The sequence below is a fragment of the Streptomyces sp. NRRL S-378 genome, from assembly GCF_000720645.1.
Taxonomy (GTDB): domain Bacteria; phylum Actinomycetota; class Actinomycetes; order Streptomycetales; family Streptomycetaceae; genus Streptomyces.
This window is the reverse complement of record NZ_JOBX01000002.1, coordinates 199821-217282: the sequence shown is the minus strand read 5'-3', so window position 1 is coordinate 217282 and position 17462 is coordinate 199821. Positions and strand designations below refer to the sequence as shown.

The 17462-nt window shown below is 72.9% G+C and carries 18 protein-coding genes; 3 read left to right on the top strand and 15 right to left on the bottom strand.

The genetic code is table 11. The features are described 5' to 3' along the window. Positions 1 to 120: 120 nt before the first annotated feature. Positions 121 to 1407, top strand: a complete 1287-nt coding sequence (locus IH80_RS0102815; protein WP_030957371.1) for an activator-dependent family glycosyltransferase — start codon at positions 121 to 123, stop codon at positions 1405 to 1407. 57 nt (positions 1408 to 1464) lie between these two features. On the opposite strand, the gene IH80_RS47305 is transcribed toward IH80_RS0102815, so the two are convergent. From IH80_RS47305 to IH80_RS0102760, 11 genes are all read right to left on the bottom strand, one after another. Next, positions 1465 to 1863, bottom strand: a complete 399-nt coding sequence (locus tag IH80_RS47305; RefSeq protein WP_030957370.1) for a helix-turn-helix transcriptional regulator — start codon at positions 1861 to 1863, stop codon at positions 1465 to 1467. Next, the gene (locus IH80_RS0102805; protein WP_030957368.1) at positions 1856 to 2710 is read right to left on the bottom strand and encodes an ABC transporter permease; all 855 of its coding nucleotides are present in this window, start codon (positions 2708 to 2710) and stop codon (positions 1856 to 1858) included. Before IH80_RS0102805 ends, IH80_RS47305 begins: the two co-directional genes overlap by 8 nt. Further along, positions 2707 to 3591, bottom strand: coding sequence for an ABC transporter ATP-binding protein (locus IH80_RS0102800; protein ID WP_107056739.1), 885 nt, complete (start codon positions 3589 to 3591; stop codon positions 2707 to 2709). Before IH80_RS0102800 ends, IH80_RS0102805 begins: the two co-directional genes overlap by 4 nt. A gap of 202 nt (positions 3592 to 3793) precedes the next feature. Next, positions 3794 to 5080: a P450-derived glycosyltransferase activator gene (locus IH80_RS0102795; RefSeq protein WP_030957364.1), complete on the bottom strand. Its 1287-nt coding sequence runs from the start codon at positions 5078 to 5080 to the stop codon at positions 3794 to 3796. Between the two features lie 64 nt (positions 5081 to 5144). Next, positions 5145 to 5936, bottom strand: coding sequence for an SDR family NAD(P)-dependent oxidoreductase (locus tag IH80_RS0102790; protein ID WP_051808697.1), 792 nt, complete (start codon positions 5934 to 5936; stop codon positions 5145 to 5147). Then, positions 5929 to 7266, bottom strand: coding sequence for an activator-dependent family glycosyltransferase (locus IH80_RS0102785; protein ID WP_030957361.1), 1338 nt, complete (start codon positions 7264 to 7266; stop codon positions 5929 to 5931). The genes IH80_RS0102790 and IH80_RS0102785 overlap by 8 nt, the downstream gene beginning before the upstream one ends. Further along, positions 7266 to 8219 (bottom strand): aromatase/cyclase, encoded by a 954-nt coding sequence (locus IH80_RS0102780; RefSeq protein WP_030957360.1) that lies wholly within the window; start codon positions 8217 to 8219, stop codon positions 7266 to 7268. The genes IH80_RS0102785 and IH80_RS0102780 overlap by 1 nt, the downstream gene beginning before the upstream one ends. A gap of 32 nt (positions 8220 to 8251) precedes the next feature. Further along, positions 8252 to 9037, bottom strand: coding sequence for an SDR family NAD(P)-dependent oxidoreductase (locus tag IH80_RS0102775; protein ID WP_030957358.1), 786 nt, complete (start codon positions 9035 to 9037; stop codon positions 8252 to 8254). Between the two features lie 14 nt (positions 9038 to 9051). Beyond that, a complete protein-coding gene (locus IH80_RS0102770) occupies positions 9052 to 10272 on the bottom strand; it encodes a ketosynthase chain-length factor (RefSeq protein WP_030957356.1) in 1221 nt (406 codons plus the stop codon). Continuing rightward, a complete protein-coding gene (locus IH80_RS0102765; RefSeq protein WP_030957354.1) occupies positions 10269 to 11549 on the bottom strand; it encodes a beta-ketoacyl-[acyl-carrier-protein] synthase family protein in 1281 nt (426 codons plus the stop codon). The genes IH80_RS0102770 and IH80_RS0102765 overlap by 4 nt, the downstream gene beginning before the upstream one ends. Next, positions 11549 to 11899: an antibiotic biosynthesis monooxygenase family protein gene (locus tag IH80_RS0102760; RefSeq protein WP_030957352.1), complete on the bottom strand. Its 351-nt coding sequence runs from the start codon at positions 11897 to 11899 to the stop codon at positions 11549 to 11551. The genes IH80_RS0102765 and IH80_RS0102760 overlap by 1 nt, the downstream gene beginning before the upstream one ends. 249 nt (positions 11900 to 12148) lie before the next feature. On the opposite strand from IH80_RS0102760, the gene IH80_RS0102755 reads away from it, so the two are divergent. Both IH80_RS0102755 and IH80_RS0102750 read left to right on the top strand, forming a co-directional pair. Continuing rightward, positions 12149 to 12583 (top strand): ester cyclase, encoded by a 435-nt coding sequence (locus tag IH80_RS0102755; protein WP_030957351.1) that lies wholly within the window; start codon positions 12149 to 12151, stop codon positions 12581 to 12583. A gap of 41 nt (positions 12584 to 12624) precedes the next feature. Then, positions 12625 to 13245 carry a DSBA oxidoreductase gene (locus IH80_RS0102750; protein ID WP_030957350.1) on the top strand — a complete coding sequence of 207 codons (621 nt, stop codon included), beginning with the start codon at positions 12625 to 12627 and terminating at the stop codon, positions 13243 to 13245. Positions 13246 to 13299: 54 nt separating this feature from the next. On the opposite strand, the gene IH80_RS0102745 is transcribed toward IH80_RS0102750, so the two are convergent. From IH80_RS0102745 to IH80_RS0102730, 4 genes are all read right to left on the bottom strand, one after another. Next, positions 13300 to 14193, bottom strand: coding sequence for an alpha/beta fold hydrolase (locus tag IH80_RS0102745; RefSeq protein ID WP_030957349.1), 894 nt, complete (start codon positions 14191 to 14193; stop codon positions 13300 to 13302). A 76-nt stretch (positions 14194 to 14269) separates the two neighbouring features. Beyond that, positions 14270 to 15331, bottom strand: a complete 1062-nt coding sequence (locus IH80_RS0102740; RefSeq protein WP_030957347.1) for a methyltransferase — start codon at positions 15329 to 15331, stop codon at positions 14270 to 14272. After that, complete coding sequence (locus IH80_RS0102735) at positions 15328 to 16533, bottom strand: acyl-CoA dehydrogenase family protein (RefSeq protein ID WP_030957345.1); 1206 nt, start codon at positions 16531 to 16533, stop codon at positions 15328 to 15330. The genes IH80_RS0102740 and IH80_RS0102735 overlap by 4 nt, the downstream gene beginning before the upstream one ends. Then, positions 16530 to 17309, bottom strand: coding sequence for an NAD-dependent epimerase/dehydratase family protein (locus IH80_RS0102730; RefSeq protein WP_030957343.1), 780 nt, complete (start codon positions 17307 to 17309; stop codon positions 16530 to 16532). The genes IH80_RS0102735 and IH80_RS0102730 overlap by 4 nt, the downstream gene beginning before the upstream one ends. Positions 17310 to 17462 lie beyond the last annotated feature (153 nt).

Here is a 17462-nt window from a genome sequence, read left to right as displayed (position 1 = left end):
CCGGGGCCGAGACTCGCCGGTCGGCTTCGAAGTTCGCTGGAGGCCCGTCGACGCGGGCTCGTGCCGGGCTGCGGGGATCCTCGAGTGCCGTGCGAACCGGCGGCGGCAGGGTGACCTCCCATGCGAGTGCTGTTCACGCCGTTCCCGGCGAGCACCCACGTCCACACCCAGGTACCCCTGGCGTGGGCGATGCGGGCCGCGGGACACGAGGTCCGTGTCGCCACCAGGCCGGACGTGGTCGAGGACATCAACAACGCCGGCCTGACCGCGGTCGCGGTCGGCGGGGTCCTCGACGTCGCGGCCACGATGAATCCGGAGTACACCGACGAGCCCGACGAGATGCGCGACGAAGCCTGGCTGGACGTCCTCGACATCAGCGAGACCCGGCCGGAGAAACTGACCCTTCCCTACGTGCACGGGGTGCTGACCGCGTGGACGTCGTTCGTCTACCAGAACACCCTGCCGGACGACACCACCGGGGAACTGATCGACTTCGCCCGTTCCTGGCGGCCCGACCTGGTCGTCTGGGACACCATGTACTACCCCGGGGCGCTCGCGGCGCGGATCAGCGGCGCGGCGCACGCGCGGCTGATGTTCGGCCTGGACCTGGTCGGGCTGATGCGGCAGCACTACCTGCGCGGGCTGGCCGAGCTGCCGCCGGCGCTGCGGGAGGATCCGCTGGAGGAGTGGATGGAGCGGATCCTGCGGCTGCACGGCCGGGAGTTCAGCGAGGACCTGGTCGTGGGGCAGTGGACGATCGATCCCGTTCCGCCGTCCCTGCGCCTGCCCGTCGACCTGCCGTCCGTGCCGGTCCGTTACGTGCCGTACAACGGCGAGGCGCAGATCCCGGGGTGGCTGCGGGAGCCGCCGCCCCGCCGGCCCCGCGTCTGTCTGACGCTCGGCAGGTCGTTCCGCGAGGTGGTCGGTGCGGACCGGGCGTCGGTGGGCGATCTGCTGGAGGCGGTGGCGGACCTGGACGTGGACGTGGTCGCGACGTTCACCGCGGACCAGCTCGATACCGGCCGGCGCGTCCCGGACAACGTCCGGGTCGTCGACTTCGCACCGCTGGACGCACTGCTGCCGACCAGCTCGGCGATCGTGCACCACGGGGGATCGGGCACCCTGCAGACCGCGCTGGCGCACGGCGTGCCCCAGGTGATGGTGCCGGCCAGGATGTGGTGCAACGTTCCCAAGGCGGAGCGGGTGCGCGACGCGGGGGCCGGGCTGTGCATCGATCCGGAGGAGCTGACGCCGCAGGGGCTGCGCGCCGCGCTGGTCCGGGTGCTGGAGGAGCCGTCGTTCCGCGAGAACGCCGAGCGGCTGCGCCGGGAGGTCCTCGCCACGCCCTCGCCCGCCGACATCGTCCCGGTGCTGGAGCGGCTCACCGCCGAACACCGTTCGCGGTAGGGGATGTCGCGCGGCCGTGGGGGCATCGCTGCCTCCACGGCCGCGGTCGCTACGCGGCTACGCGGGCGGGGTGCTCCCGATCCGGGGGAACGGGGTGGTCGAGAAGATCACCTCGACCGGTACCTCGAAGTACTCCGCGATCCGCAGGGCGAGGTGCAGGCTGGGACTGTACTCGCCGCGCTCCAGGTAGCCCACCGTCTGGTAGTGCACCCCGAGGGCGTCGGCGAGCTGCCTGCGCGTGATGGCGCGCTCGACCCGCAGCACGGCGATGCGGTTGTGCACCGTCTCGTTCCCGGCGCCGCCGCGCGGACGGCCCTGCTCGCCGGTGGAGCGCCAGCCCGCCGCGGGCGTGCCGGCGCCGGAGCCGGATGCCGGGGCGGCCGCCCCGGCATCCGGCTCCGCCGACGTGCCCCGGCGCGCCGGCGCGCGCTTGCTGCCGGTTCCCTTGTCACCCAACGCGCTTCAATGCCTCCTGTTGCCGGGCCTCGACCTTCGAACCCGTCTCGCCGCGCACCGTACGGCCCAGGACCCGCGGTGCGATCACCAGCGCGACGACGGCCCAGGCGAGCAGCACGACCGCGGTCATGGGCCTGCGCCAGGAGTCGCCGAGCTCGACCGCGACCGCCGCGTCGGGCAGCAGCGCGGCGCGGGTGCCCAGGCCGACCCAGTACACGGGGAACAGCTGCGCAATGCCCTGGAGCCAGCCCGCGAGCGAGGTGATCGGGTAGAAAATACCCGAGATCGCCATCAGACCCATCGTCGGGAAGATGCCCCACGTGTTGGCGCCGCGCGGGTTCTTCACCATGGCGCCGATGATCAGGCCGATCGGCAGGGTGGCGAGGAGTCCGAGGGCCAGCACCCACACCAGGTTCAGCCACTTGGCGAGGTCCCCGGTCATGAGGTCGTCGAAGAGGAACACGCTGGGCACCAGGATGATGACCAGGGTGAGCAGGGTGCTCAGCGCGATGCCCAGCACCCGGCCGGCGATGTAGCCGACGAGCCCCTGCGGTACGGTCCTGGCCCGCAGCAGCGTGCCGTCCTCCCGCTCGGCCGCCAGCGCGAACGCCGCGCCGCCCAGCGCCTGGAAGGCGAGCAGTCCGCCGATCATGCTGGGCATCGTCAGCGTGGCCAGCGACAGGTCGGTGCCCTCCACGGTCGAGTTCCGCATGAAGAACAGCACCCCGAGGAAGACGCCCCCGAGGAAGAGGTAGTAGATGATGTCGCCCGGCGAGGTCACGCTCTGCCGGAACTCGGTCCAGCCGCGGCGCAGACCGAGCCGTACGGCGTAGAGGGTGGGGTTCATCGGCCTGCCTCCCGGAACGCTGCGATCGCCTCTTCGGACCGGCCGGCCTCGTGCTGGCGGACCATGGTCATGTACGTGTCCTCCAGGCTGGCCCGGCGCACCTCCAGGTCGCGGACCCGGTCGCCGTGCTGCTTGAACAGCTCGTGGACGAACGTGCTGGCGTCGGGGGTGGCGTGGACGAACTGCTCCCCGCTCAGGCTCCAGCGGACCTCGGCCTTGCCCGACGTCTGCCGGGCGAGCTGGTCGGCGCTGCCGTCCGCGACGATCTGGCCGCCGGCGAGGATCAGGATGCGGTCGGAGAGCTTCTCGGCCTCGTCCAGGTCGTGCGTGGTGAGCAGGATCGTGGTGTCCTCCAGGTCGGAGAGCCGGTGCACCACGTCGTGGAAGTCACGGCGCGCCTTGGGGTCGAACCCGACGGTGGGCTCGTCCAGGAACAGCACCTCCGGCCGCCCCACGATGCCGATCGCGACGTCGAGCCGGCGCCGCTGGCCGCCCGACAGGGACCCGATCTTCTGGTCCGCCTGCTCCTCCAGGCTCACCATGGAGATCAGCTCGTCCACGTCACGCGGACGCGGTCGCTCGGCGGTGGAGTAGGGCCGGTAGAAGTCCCCCAGCTGGGCGAGCAGTTCCCGGACCTTCCACTTGCCGTGGTCGCGCCACGACTGGAGCACGACACCCAGCCTGGCGCGCCACTCCTCGTCGCCCTTGGCCGGATCGACGCCGAGCACGCTGACTTCACCCGCCGAGCGGGTCCGGAACCCCTCCATGATCTCGATGGTGGTCGTCTTCCCGGCGCCGTTGGGCCCGAGCAGAGCGAGCACCTCCCCCCGGCGGACGCTGAAGTCGACCCCGTTCAGCACGTCTTTGGACCCGTACCGCATACGCAGTCCGCGGATGTCGATCACTCGTTCGCCTGCCGAGTCGTCCGGTGCTCCCGCAGCCCGGCTCGCCTCGCGCAGATCACTTAACTCCGCCATAGGTCCCTACCTTCCGATCAGACCTGTTAGATCAAAGATAGTATCTCTACTACGACCCGTACAAGTCACATGACCAAAGGGTTCGTCACCCACCGTGAGGGTCGGCTCAGCGGGCGACGGGCAGCTCGATGACCGCCCCGGTGACAGCGGACCGCAGCCGCCGCAGGACCGGCCCGGTCCGGCGCAGGTCCGGCGCCTCGGCCGCGAGCACCCGCAGTCCCGTCTCCGTCAGGAACCGCGCCAGCGGGGCCGGCAGTGACGTGGGCAGGCCCGCCGCGAACGCCAGCCGCTCCCCCGTCTGCTCCCGGGCCGGATCGAAGGCGGCCGGCTCCGCGTGCACCGCCGCGTCCCGGCCGGCCGCCTCCACCGCCACCACGACCTGGCTGCCCGCCGCGACGTCCGTCCCCGCCAGTTCGAGGTCCTCGACCGCGTACAGCGGGACGAGCCGGACGGGCGGCGCGTGCCGCAGCGTCTCCTCGACCACCGCCGGCGCGAGTCCGGGGTCCTCGCGGAGCGACCGCCACGCCGCGGGGTGGTCCAGCAGCTCCGCCACCGCGTCACAGCACAGGGTCGCGGCCAGCTCGGTCCCGACGAGGGCCAGCAGCATGCACACCGACCGCACCTCGTCCTCGTGCGTCGCCGCCAGCAGGGCGCTGACCAGGTCGTCCCCGGGCTCCCCGCGCCGCCGCGCGATCAGGCCGGTCAGCAGGGACCGCATGCCCTCGACGGAGGCGATCAGCTCGCGTGCCGTCCGCAGGTGCGGCGAGCACACCGTGGCGTCCAGGAGGCCCGCGGCGCCCCGGCACAGCTCCGCGAACCGGTCGTACTCCTCCGGCGGTACTCCGAGCAGCTCCGCCACGATCCGGGCGGCGAACGGGTCCGCCACCTCCGTCCGCAGGTCGAAGCCGCCGCCCGCCGCGGCGAGCGCCCGGCGCACCGCCTCGTCCGCCGCGGGCCGCCACCGCTCCAGGGCCTTCGCGCCGAGCAGGGGTTCGAGCAGGTCGCGCATCCGCTCGCAGTCGGCCCGGCGGGCCGTCAGGAAGACCTCGTCGAAGGGGAGGATCTCGCGCAGTGCGGGCACCTCCCAGGGCATGGGCTCGCGCTGCTCCCCCTCGTCGGGCACGGCCGGAACGTCCGCGTCGGGGTGCCGTACGCTCAGCCGCGGGTCGCCGAGCGCCGCCGCGGCGACCTCGTGATGGGCCGTCACCCAGGCCTCGGCACTGCTCCGGTACAGCGGGCCCCGCTCCCGGATCAGCTCACCGAGCCGGTGCGGGTCGTCGTCGGCGGCCCGCACGAGCAGGGCGTACGGGTCGTCCTTCGTGCCGATGATCCACTGGACGCCGCGGTGCGTGAGCAGCACGCGGCCCAGTTCGCTCTCGGTCATGGTCACCATGTGCTGAACTCCGCCTCTCCGGGGGCCTGCCGGCGTCCCGTCCCGATCTGGGGGTCGTACCGGTTCATGTCAGGGAGAGCCCGCCGTCGACCGGCAGTACGGCGCCGGTCAGGTGGCGTGCCTCGGGCCGGGTGAGGTGCGTGACCCACCAGGCGATCTCCTCGGGGGTGCCGACACGGCCCTGCGGTGTCAGCGCGCCCACGTGGTGGAGCATGCCGTCGTACTGTTCGGGCGACATGCCCGCCCGCTCCGCGAAGCCGGAGTCGACCAGCCCGGGGGCGACGCCGACGACGCGGATGCCGCGCGGTGCGAGTTCGACCGCCCAGCTGCGGGTGAGGAAGTCCAGGGCCGCCTTGGCGGCGCCGTACACGCTGTTGCCCGGCCAGGCCCGGGACCCGCGCGCACCGGACGAGCCGATGTTCACCACGGTGCCGCCGCCGTCGGCGGCCAGGGCCTCGAGGGCGGCCCGGGTGAGGAGCACGGGCGCCGCGAGGTTCGTGCCGAGCTGGGCGGCCACCTGCTCGGGGTCGACGTCCGCGAGGGCACGGTGGCCCAGCGCCGCCGCGTTGTTCACCAGGACGTCGATCCCGCCCAGCTCGCGCACGGCGGTCCCCACGACCTCCCGGGGCGCGTCGGCCCCGGTCAGGTCGACCGCGAGCGTCCTGATCGTGTCGTACCCCTTCGCCGTGACCTCGAGGTCGGCGGCGGTGCGGCCGACGACGAGGACGCCCGCGCCGCGGTCGGCGTAGGCGTGGGCGACGGCCCTGCCGATCCCGGAGCCGCCGCCGGTCACCACGACCGACCGCGGGGCCGGGGGCAGGGGCGGGGGCGGGGGCGGGGGTGCTGCGTCAGACATCGGTCCTCACAAGATCGTCGTGGTGCGCGGCTCCCCGGCTCCGGTGTTCGGCGGTGAGCCGCTCCAGCAGCGGGACGATGTCCCGGGGGGAGGGGGTGGCGAGCGTCTCCCGGCGCAGCCGCTCGGCGCCGGCCGCGAACGACGGCTCCGTCAGGACGCGGGTGAGCGCCTCGCGCAGGGCGGCGGCGGTCAGGGTCTGCGCGTCCAGGCTCAGTCCGGCGCCCGACCGGGCCACGAGGTCGGCCCGGACCGCGTTGTCCCACATGGTGCCCGGCACCAGGATCTGCGGGACGCCGTACAGGAACGCCGTGTGCACCGTGCCGGAACCGCCGTGGCTGACGAGCGCCGAGCAGGTCGGCAGCAGCACGTCCATCGGGACGAAGTCGACGGCGCGGACGTTGGGCGGAAGGCTGCCGACGTCCCTCAGCTGGCGGGCGTTCAGGGTGGCGACGACCTCGACGTCCAGTCCTGCGACCGCCTCGATCAGCTCGCCGATGGACGCCTGGTCCCCGCCCATCACCTCGCGGTGCGAGACGCCCAGCGTCAGGCACACCCGCGGCCGCCGGGGCGCCTCGCGCAGCCAGTCCGGGACGCTGCCCCGGCCGTTGTAGGCGACGCAGCGGACGGGTACGTACGGCAGGTCCGCCGGCAGCCGCAGGGAGGTCGGTACCGGGTCGACGGTCCACTGGCCGGTCACCAGGTCCTCGGTGAACTCGCCGCCGTAGCGTTCCATCACCCAGCCCAGCCACTCCCGCATGGGGTCCTCGCGCAGCGCGGCGGGGCGCCCGCGCACCTGCGCCAGGTAGCTCTCGCGCATGCGGCCGACCAGGTCCAGGCCGAACATCAGCCGGGCGTGCGCCGCGCCGGTGACCCGGGCGGCGACGGCTCCGGCGAAGGTCAGCGGGTCCCAGATCACCAGGTCGGGACGCCATCCGCGGGCGAACCCCACCAGGTCGTCGATCATCTCGGCCGACGAGTAGTTCTGGAAGACCGCCGAGGTCATCGCGGTGAACACGCCGTGCATGTGGTCGTACGTCAGCTTCTCCGGGCGCAGCTCGTCCATGGCCAGCAGCAGCTGGGCGTCCGGCGCGTCCTCGTCGTAGACCTCGCGGTCGGCGTCCTCGCGTTCCCGCAGCTCCTCCATCAACCGGTCCTCGCCCAGTTCACGGCCGACCGGGACCGCGGTCAGACCGGTGCGGGCGATGACCTCCACGAGGTCGGGGTGGCTGGCCACGCACACCTCGTGGCCGGCGGTCCGCAGCGCCCAGGCCAGCGCGACCTGGGCGTGGACGTGGTTGCGCGCGCCGAAGGTGGTGAACAGGACGCGCATCAGCGCTCCCGCGCCGCTCGTTCGGCGTGCTCCTTGGCGAGCAGCATGGTCGCCGTGCTGTTGCGTCCGAGTGCGTCGCGGACGAAGGTGCGCGCGTCCGCGACCGTGGCGCCCTCGCCGAGGACCGGGACGACGGCGTCCGGGGCGAGGACCACGGTGTGGGTCGAGGTGACGGTGCAGCCGGAGGTGCTCTTGACGATCCGCCAGCGGCCGTTGTGGACGCTCATCAGGGCGGGTGTCCTGAGCTGTTTGTAGACGATGGTGTCGGAGGGGAAGCAGACCCGTACCGACTTCGTGGTGTGGACGGCGCCGTTCGGGGTGAGCGTGTCCATCTCCAGCAGCTGGAGGTTCGGGGTGTCCTCCCCCAGCTCGACCCGGTTCACGTGCGGCAGCCGCTCCTGCCAACGGCGGGCGTCGTAGAGGAAGTCGTAGACGTCGGCGGGATCGCCGGCCACCTCCACCACGTCGTCGAACTCCAGCGACAGCTCGTCCTCCCCGGTGCCGGGGGTCCGTTCGGCGGCCCGCCGGAGCGCGTCCAGTTCCGCGTCGCTGTTGCGGTCGATGGCCCGCGTGATCCACTCCACGCCCTCCGGGTCGTCGCCGACGGCCCGGTAGTCGTGGGTCAGGCGGACCAGGGAGGTGGTGTCCGACAGCGGCTCGATGATCCATTCGCCGCCCATCGCGGCGACCGGCGGCTGGGAGACCTCCTGGCGGAAGCCCACCCGCAGTCCGTCGGGGTCGAGGACACGGCGCGAGGTCCAGGTCTTGACGGCGTCGTTGGCGGTGGCCCAGATACGGATGCGCTCCTCGCCGGCGGTCCGCTCCAGCACGTCCACGTGCACGGTCGGGGGGAAGACCCGGGGCCATGCCTCGACGTCGGCGATCAGGCCGTAGACGGTGCGGGCGGGGGCCCGCACGGTGATCCGGTGTTCGGCTCGGTGGTTGTTCGTCATGGTGCGGGTCTCCTGCTCCTCGGCCGGGGCCGTCAGTAGTTGCCCAGTCCGCCGCAGACGTTGATCGCCTGCGCCGTGACGGGTGCGGCCCGGTCGGTGACGAGGTAGCCGACGAGTCCGGCGACCTCCTCCGGGGTGGTGTACCTGCCGAGCGGGATCTTCGCCTCGAACCGCTCCAGCACGGCCTCCTCGGTGGTGTCCCAGACCGCGGCGTACCCCTGCCGGACCCGCTGGGCCATCGGCGTCTCGACGTAGCCCGGGCAGACCGCGTTCACGGTGATGCCGGTCGGGGCCAGCTCCAGGCCCAGCGCCTTGGTGAAGCCGACGACTCCGTGCTTGGAGGCGGAGTAGGGGGCGCCCAGCACCACGCCCTGCTTGCCGCCGGTCGACGCGATGTTGATGATCCGGCCCGTGCCCCGGTCGAGCATGCCGCCCGCGGTCAGCGTCTCGCGGGTCATCCGCAGGACGCTGTTGAGGTTGGTGTCGATGACGTCGAGCCACAGCTCGTCCGTGATCTGCGCGGTGGGGCCTCCCCCGCTGCGGCCGGCGTTGTTCACCAGCACGTCCACGGGGCCGTACCGGTCCACGGCGGCACGGACGAGGGCGCCGACCTGTTCGGTGGAGCGTACGTCGCACGCCTGCCCCGCGACCTCGTACCCCTTGTCGCGGAGCCGTTCGACGGTGAGTGCGACGTTCTCGGGGTCGCGGGCGCAGATGAACACGCGCTGCCCGAGTTCGCACAGCAGGGTGGTGATGGCGAGCCCGATGCCACTGGTGGCACCGGTGACCAGGGCGTGGCGGTCGTCTTGGGCGGACATGTCTCTCCTCGTCGTCATCGTTGGCGGGTCAGGACGGCGGCCGCGTTGAAGCCGCCGTGTCCCCTGGCGAGCACGAGCGCGGCGGACACCGGCACGTGGCGGGGGGTGCGGACGAGGTCGATGCCGTAGTCGGCGACCGGCCGGCGCACGTTGGCCGTCGGCGGGATCACCCCGTCCCGGATGGACAGCACGGCCGTCGCCAGGTCCAGGGCGGCCCCGCCGGCGCCGAGCCGTCCGGTCATCGTCTTGGGCGCGGTCACGGGAACCCCCTGCGGGCCGAAGAGCCCGCGGAGGGCGTCCGCCTCGGCGCGGTCGAGTTCGGGGAGGCCCGCGGCGTCCGCGAAGACCACGTCGATGTCCGCCGGGTCCAGCCCCGCTTCGTCCAGGGCGAGTTCGGCGGCGCGCCGCAGGTTCGGCGGGCGGCCGGTGCCGGGCGCCGGGTCGAAGGTGGACCCCTGCCCGGCGATCTCCGCGGGCCAGGACCGCACGCCGCGGGCACGCGCCGACTCCGGGGTCTCCAGGACGAACAGTGCGCCGCCCTCTCCCGGTACGTGGCCTGCGGCGTCCTCGTCGAAGGGCAGGTAGGCCCGGGCGGGATCGTTCACGGTGCTGATCCGGCCGCCGGCCAGCTGCGCCACCCAGCCCCAGGGCGACGGGGAACCGTCGACGCCGCCCGCGATCACCATCGGTACGCCGTCGCGCAGGTGGCGGCGGGCCTTGGCCAGGGCGTCCAGGCCGCCGGCCTGTTCGGTGACGACCACGCCGCCCGGGCCGCGCAGGCCGTGCCGGATGGAGATCTGGCCCGTGTTCACGGCGTAGAACCAGGCGAAGGACTGGTAGGCGCTGACGTGCTCCGGCCCCTTGCTCCAGAGGTTGTGCAGCTCCCGGTGGCCGAAGGCGAATCCGCCGGCCGAGCTGGCGGTGACCACGCCCACGCCGTACTCGGGCATCGCCGCGGGATCCACGCCGGCGTCCTCGATCGCCCATTCGGCGGCGACCAGCGCCAGCCGGGTCATGTGGTCGGTCTGCGGGAGCAGCCGGCTCGGGATGCCGTGCTCCTGCGGATCGAAGCCGGCGATCTCGCCGGCCAGCCGGCTGGGGTAGGGCCCGGCGTCGAAGCTGCTGACGGGGCCGATCGCGGCCCGTCCGGCCAGCGTACGGCTCCAGTGGGAGGCTGCGCCCAGGCCGGTCGGGGCGATCACGCCCATGCCGGTGATCACGGCGGTGGTCGTCATGACGTCGCCCTCTCCGGGCTGCGCAGCACCATGGCGCTCTGGAAGCCGCCGAAGCCGCTGCCGACGGTGAGTACGGTGTCCACGCGCTGCCGGCGCGCGGTCAACGGCACGTAGTCCAGGTCGCATTCGGGGTCGGGCTCGTGCAGGTTGGCGGTGGGCGGGATGGTGTCGTGCTCGATGGTGAGGGCGCAGGCCGCGATCTCCAGCGAGCCGATTGCCCCCAGCGAGTGGCCGATCATCGACTTGATGCCGCTGACGGGCACCCGGTAGGCGTCCTCGCCCAGGGCCCTCTTGAAGGCCGCCGTCTCGTGCCGGTCGTTCTGGAGGGTGCCCGAGCCGTGCGCGTTGACGTAGTCGATGTCCCGGGGGGCGACCCCGGCCGCCCCCATGGCCACGCGGATGGCCTCGGCCATCTCACGGCCGTCCGGGCGCAGTCCGGTCATGTGGAAGGCGTTGGAGCGCGAGGCGAAGCCGCTGATCTCGGCGTACGCGTACGCACCACGCCGGCGCGCGTGCTCGGCGTCCTCCAGGACGAACACCGCGGCGCCCTCGCCGAGGACGAAGCCGTTCCTGGTCCGGTCGAAGGGCCGTGAGGCCTGCCCCGGGTCGTCGTTGCGCGGTGTGGTGGCCTTGATGGCGTCGAAGCAGGCGACGGTGATGGGCGAGATCGGGGCGTCGGTGGCCCCGGCCACCATGACGTCCACGGTGCCCTCCCGGATGAGGTCGACCGCGTGCCCGACGGAGTCCAGTCCGGAGGTGCAGCCGGTCGAGATGAGCGAGACGGGTCCCTCGGCGCCGACGTCGCGGGCGACCTCGGCCGCGATCGAGTGCGGCACGAAGTAGTCGAAGAGGTGCCGTCCGGCGTAGGAGGCGTCGACGTTCCACAGCCGGCCGCCGTCGCTGACGACGGAGTACTCGTCCTCCAGGCTCATGGTGCAGCCCACGGCGCTGCCGATGGCGACACCGGTGCGCGCGGGGTCGAGTTCCGCGGGGTCCAGCCCGCTGTCGGCGACGCCCTCCCGGGCGCTCACGACGGCGAACTGGGCGGCCCGGTCCATCCGCCGGGCCTGCTGCGGGGTCAGTCCCTCGGCCAGCGGGTCGAAGTCCACCTCGGCGGCGATCTGCGAGCGGTAGGGGCCGGGGTCGAAGAAGCTGATCCTCCTGGTGGCCGTCCGTCCGGCGGTCAGGGCGTCCCAGAAGGGCTTGCGCCCCACGGCTCCCGGGGCGACGACCCCGATGCCGGTGATGACGACGCGGCGGCCCGTGGACGTGGCCATCAGAGGCCCTCCGTCGCCGCCCGCTCCGCCGGCACGTACTGCCGGGGGACGTACAGACCGGGCTCGCTGGTGCTCAGTTCCCTCAGCCGGGCGACGTGCTGGGGGAAGGAGGGGGCGCCCACCGCGGCGCGGAAGGACCGGGCGTCACGCCAGTGGGCGATGTTGACCCAGCGGGTCGGGTCCTCGGCGTGCCGGTGCAGCGTGTACTGCAGGAATCCGTCCCGGCCGGCGAGGTGCCGTCCGGTCTCGGCGAAGGCCTTCTCGAACTCCTCGGGCGAGGCGTGCACGGTGAACCTGTTGATGAAGGTGACCACCCCGCTCCCGCTGGGATCAAGGTCGTTGGGTTGCATCTCACGCCTCTTTTCAGGTCCGGCGTCGCGCTCTGACGATGTGGCGTCGTCCAACGTGGGCGTCGGTTCTCGCAGCCCGCTCAACAGCGTCTGGACCCGGCGGCGGCGGCGGGCGGTCCGGGGTCGAGCGTCCGTGGAGGAGCCGTGGAGCGACCGTGGAGAAGCGGCTCCAGCGAACGTCGATCCTCCGGTCGGGCCCGTGTTGCGATGCTCGTCGGCAACGAGCACCCCGAGAGCCGGAGGCACACTGTGAGTCGGAACCTCGAAGCCGTGCGGCGGATGATCGCGGCGTACAACACGGGCCGGACGGACGACGTCCACGAGTTCATTCACCCGGAGTACCTGAATCCGGCCACGATCGAGCACGGGCTCGGTGAAGGGCCCGACGCGTTCGCCATGGCGGTAGCCTGGGTGCGCAAGACCTTCTCCGAGGAAGCGCACCTGGAGGAGGTCAGGATCGAGGAGCGGGGCGACTGGGTACGGGCCTACCTGGTCCTCTACGGCCGCCAGGTCGGTCCCATGGTCGGCATCGCGCCGACCGGCCGCCGCTTCTCCGGGGAGCAGATCCACTTGCTGCGCCTCGTCGACGGCAAGATCAGGGATCACCGGGACTGGCCGGAGTACCAGAGCACGTACCGCCAGCTCGGCGAGCCGTGGCCGGAGCCGGACGGCTGGCGGCGCTAGCGGGTGCCTTGTCGGGAGAGCCGTGTGAGGAGCACCGATCGATGACCGAACAGCGGACCGTGGACTTCTGGTTCGACCCCGTCTGCCCCTACACCTGGATCACTTCGCGGTGGCTGGTGGAGGTCACCAAGGTGCGGCCGGTGACCGTCCACTGGCGGGTGATGAGTCTGTCGGTGCTCAACGAGCACCGCGACGACAACCCCGAGGGCGAGTGGGAGGACTACATGTGGGCGCCGGTGCGGGTCTGTGCCGCGGTGGAGGAGCGGTACGGGCAGCGGGCGCTGGGTGACCTCTTCACGGCGATGGGCACCCGCTTCCACCTCCAGGGCGACTGGGGGAACCTGGCGGGGGCCCTGGCCGACGCCGGGCTGCCGGAGGAGATCGCGGAGGTCGCCGGTTCCACGGCGTACGACGCGGCCGTTCGGGCCTCGCACGCGCAGGCCGTGGCACTGGCCGGGGGTGACATCGGCACCCCGGTCGTGTCGGTCGTGCGGCCGGGCGGCGAACGGGTCGGCTTCTTCGGTCCGGTCGTCTCCCCCGCGCCCACGGGGGAGACGGCCGGCCGGCTGTGGGACGGCCTGCTGCTGATGGCCGGGGTTCCCGGCTTCTACGAGGTCAAGCGCACGCGGACCGAGGAGCCCCGGTTCGAGCTCGCCGACTGACGCGGCCCGCCGCTGCGGGCGGTGGCGTGCGCCGGTGCGGGCGGCCGAGCACGGTCACCCGCACCGGCGTACGTGCCCCAGCAGGGCCTCGGCGAGCGGCGGGTGCACCGAGCGCGGCAGGGCATGGCCCATGTCCTCGATCTCGACCAGGTCCGCGCCCGGGATCAGGCCGGCGAGGTGGCGTCCGTGGGGCGGAGGCGCGATCGGGTCCTGCACGGCCTGGATCACCAGGGTGGGGACCCGGACGTCGCGCAGCTCGGCGGCCCGCTCCCGGGGCGGCGGCTGCACCGCGTAGTGCACCTGCGGCTCGGTGAGGGAACCCGAGTGGTCGACGGCCTGCTGTTCCCACCGCCGGAAGTCGGCCTCGTCGAAGGGGGCCCCGTCACCGGAGAACAGCTTCCACCGGCGCACCCGCCGCTCCAGTTCCGCCTCCGGACCGTCCACCTCCTCGTTCATCACGGCGAGCGCCTTCAGGAACCGTTCCTGCGGCAGGGGCAGTCCGTCGGCCGAGGGCTCGCCGGCGAAGGCGCGTCGGATGTTGCCGGGGAAGTCCACGTCGAGTGCTCCGCCGAGCATCATCGACATGCTCAGCATCCGCTGCGGGTGGTCGAGGGCGACCAGCTGGCACAGGACCGTGCCCATCGACATGCCGACGAAGTGGGCCCGTTCGACGCCCCAGCCGTCGAGCACCGCGACGGCGTCGGCGGCCAGCCGCAGGTAGCTGTACGGGCGTTCGGCGGGGTCCCAGGCGGTGGAACGGCCCACTCCCCAGTGGTCGTAGCGGATCACGTGCAGTCCGCCGGCGACGAGCCGCTCGACGAATTCGGCGGGCCAGCTCATCGCGGTCAGGCCCCCGCCCGCCACCAGGAGCAGGGTGGGATCGGCGGGGTCGCCGAAGTCCTCGCTCCACAGCTGCACGTCCTGCGACGTGACGATGCGTTCTGCCACTTCGGTCTTCCTCTCGGCTGCGGGAACCCCCCGGTTCCGTGGGACGGCGGTCGTGGTGGACGGGACGGCCGGCGGCTCAGACCGGTGCCAGTTCCCACAGGCAGGAGTCCAGGGGCACGCTGGGCGAGGCCAGCGGCCCGGTCCTGGAGACGATCCGGAGTCCTGCCGCGTCGGCCAGGGCGGCCCATTCCCGGTCGGTTCGGACCCGGCCGCCGAGGAACACGAGCATGCGCATGTCGAGCACGCTGAAGTACAGGTCGGAGGTCCGCGTGCCGCCGGACGGGGCCTCGGCCCGTTCCAGCAGGACGATCCGGCCCCCGGGCCGCAGGGCGTCGCGGCAGCGTCCCAGGATCCGCAGCGCGTCCGCGTCCGACCAGTTGAGGAGGACGAAGGACAGCACGGCGAGGTCGGCGGACACCGGCAGTTCCTCGAAGAAGTCCCCGGCGACGACGTCGACGCGGTCGTCCAGGCCGGCCGCCTCGATGCGCTCGCGCGCCCGGCGTGCCGCTCCCGGCAGGTCCAGCAGGGTGCCGCGGGCTCCGGGTGCGGCCCGCAGGATCGCGCTGAGCAGACCGCCCGGCGCGCCGCCGACGTCGAGCACGTGCCGGGCCCGGCTCCAGTCATACGCGGCGACGGGCGCGGCGAAGGCGGCGTCCTCCCGGGTCGTCATCAGGGCGTCGAAAGAGGCGCCGAGCGCGTCGTCCTCGGACAGGTCCGTCCAGAAGGGCTTGCCGTAGCGGTCCTCGTACTGCGGCCGTCCGGTGCGGACCGCCTCGCGCAGGTCGAGGAAGGTCAGGTCGGCGCGGCCGACGGCCTGGTCCAGGTCGAGCCAGGAGCGCTGCCGTGACGGGTCGTCCTCGGCGAGCAGGTCGCCGAGGCGGGTGGGTGCGTAACGGCCCGGTTGGGTCTCCTCCAGCACCCCGGCGGCGGCCAGGTGCCTCATCAGCCGGGTCAGCGCGTCCGCGTCCGCCCCGGTGGCCCCGGCGAGGGCCTCGGGGCTCGTGACGCCGCGGCGCAGGTGGTCGACCAGCCGCAGGGTGGCAGCGACGCGCAGCGCCATCGGGGTCACCAGGTTCGACATCCGCACCAGGGCGTCGACGGGCCGTTCCTCCACCGGTTCGCCCTTCGTCCCGCTCACGACGTGCTCCCCTCCGGGTCGGTGCCGAGCGCCTGCGCGCTCAGGTGGTCGACGGCATCGGCGTAGGTGAAGGGCTGCATGAACCAGCCGGCGCGGACGTCGCGGTAGTGGCGGGACAGGGGGTGGCTGGTGGTGAAGGACGCCCCGCCCATCAGGGTCATGCTGTCCTCGACGATCGCGGCCGCGGTGCGGTTGACGACGAGCTTCGCGTACTGGAAGGGCGCCATCATCAGGCGGCCGCGCTCGTCGGCGTCGACCCCCGTGCGGTGCGCGTGGTGGTCGGCGTTGGCCAGGGCCGCCGCGAGCGCCGTGCGGAGCGTGTACAGCTTCACGTCGAGCTCGGCCACGAGGGTGCGCACGGCCGCGGCCGGCCGGCCGCCGCGCCGGGCGATGCCCGCGACGGCGAAGTCGCGGGCAGCCTGCGCGATCCCGGCGTACACCCCGAGCAGTCCGATCGAGCTGACGGTCTGTCCGGCCATCGCGGCGTCGTTGCGGACGCCGACCGGTCCGCGCAGGAAGACGTCGGACGCGGGTACGGGGCAGTCCTCGAAGACGACCTCGGTGCTGGCGGACGCCCGCATGCCCATGCCGTTCCAGTTGTCCGGCGCCTTCAGGCCGGGGGTGTCGGCGGGCAGGAAGGCCGAGGCGAGCCGTGCGGGCCCGGAAGCGGGGCGGGTCTGCGCGGCGACGACGACGTGCGTGGCGAACGGGGCCATGCTGACGAGGATCTTGCGGCCGGTCAGCCGCCAGCCGCCGTCGTCGGCGGGCACCAGCTCGGTGGTGACGCCGGCGTCCTTGAGGGCGCCGCTGATCAGGGCCCGTTCCGTGCCCATGAGCCGCAGCAGCCGCTCGGCCAGGGCGCGCCCGGTGTCGGTGCCGTGCTCCCGCTCGTACGACATGGTGATGCCGCGGCTGAACTGCATGTGCAGGGACAGGGCGACCGAGGCGTCGGCCTCGGCGATCCGTTTCACGGCGAGGCACACGTCGTGGACGCTGGCCACGCCCAGTCCGCCGAACTCCCTCGGCACGGTCGCGCCGAGTACGCCGTCGGCGCCCATGCGGCGGACCGCGTCGAGGGGGAACGTGGCGTTGCGGTCGTGCTCGGCGGCGCCGGCCGCCAGGTCCGGCAGGTGCCGGTCGAGTACCTCCAGCAGTGCGTGGCCCTCGGGTGTGCGCGGTTCGGTGAGGTCTCCCGCCGTCATGGCGTCTGTGTCCTTTCGTTCCGGATGACGTCCGCGGGACGCGTCGCCGCCAGATATCGGTCGATGGCGGACCGGTGGTATCCCGGCCCGAATCCCAGCCGGTCGAGCCCGGGCACCAGCCGCCGCAGTTTCCGTACCGAGGGGCAGTGCCCGATGCCGTCGTCGGAGACCTGCCACCGGGCGGTGACGCCGAGCCGGTGTTCGAGGTGGCGCACGACCTCGGCGACCTCCACGCAGTCCCCGGACGCGACGTTCACGGTCTCGTCGCACACCCCGGTACGCAGCAGGGCGTCGACGACGGTGGTGAAGTCGGCGACGTGGAGCATGTCCCGGCGCGCTCCGTACTGGACGCGCACCCGGCCCGCCAGGACCTGGGTGACCAGTGCCGTCAGGAGGCGGAAGTCCGGTTCGTCCGGGCCCAGTACGTAGCCGAGCCGCAGGATGAGGTGGCGCACCCCGGAGGCCCTGACGAGCCGCTCGAGGTCGAGCTTGTGCCGGCCGTAGCGGGTGGAGGCGGCCCGCGGGCCGCTCTCGTCGCCGGGGCCGCTTCCTTCGCCGGGTCCCCCGTACATGCTGACGGTGGAGAAGAAGACGAGCATGCGGCCCTGCCGCAGGCAGTGCCGGACCGTGTCTTCGACGAGCGCGGTCTCACGCAGGTGTTCCGCGTCGGGCAGCGGGTGCGTGGGCACTCCCGCGGCCAGCACCGTCACCGCGGGGTGTCCGGCCGCGAGCGGTGCGAGATGTCGTGCGAGGAACCCGTTACCGATGATCTCCATCTGACAAGGCAGTCCTTCGGCTCGCTGGGGGAACCGACCCTGGCAGCAGGGTGTCGAAAGACGCTCGAAGGGGGTGTTCAACGAGGCTCCGTGAGCCTTCAAGGACACGGGGGGAGGGTGGCACCACCACCCCCACCCCTTTCATGAGGCGAG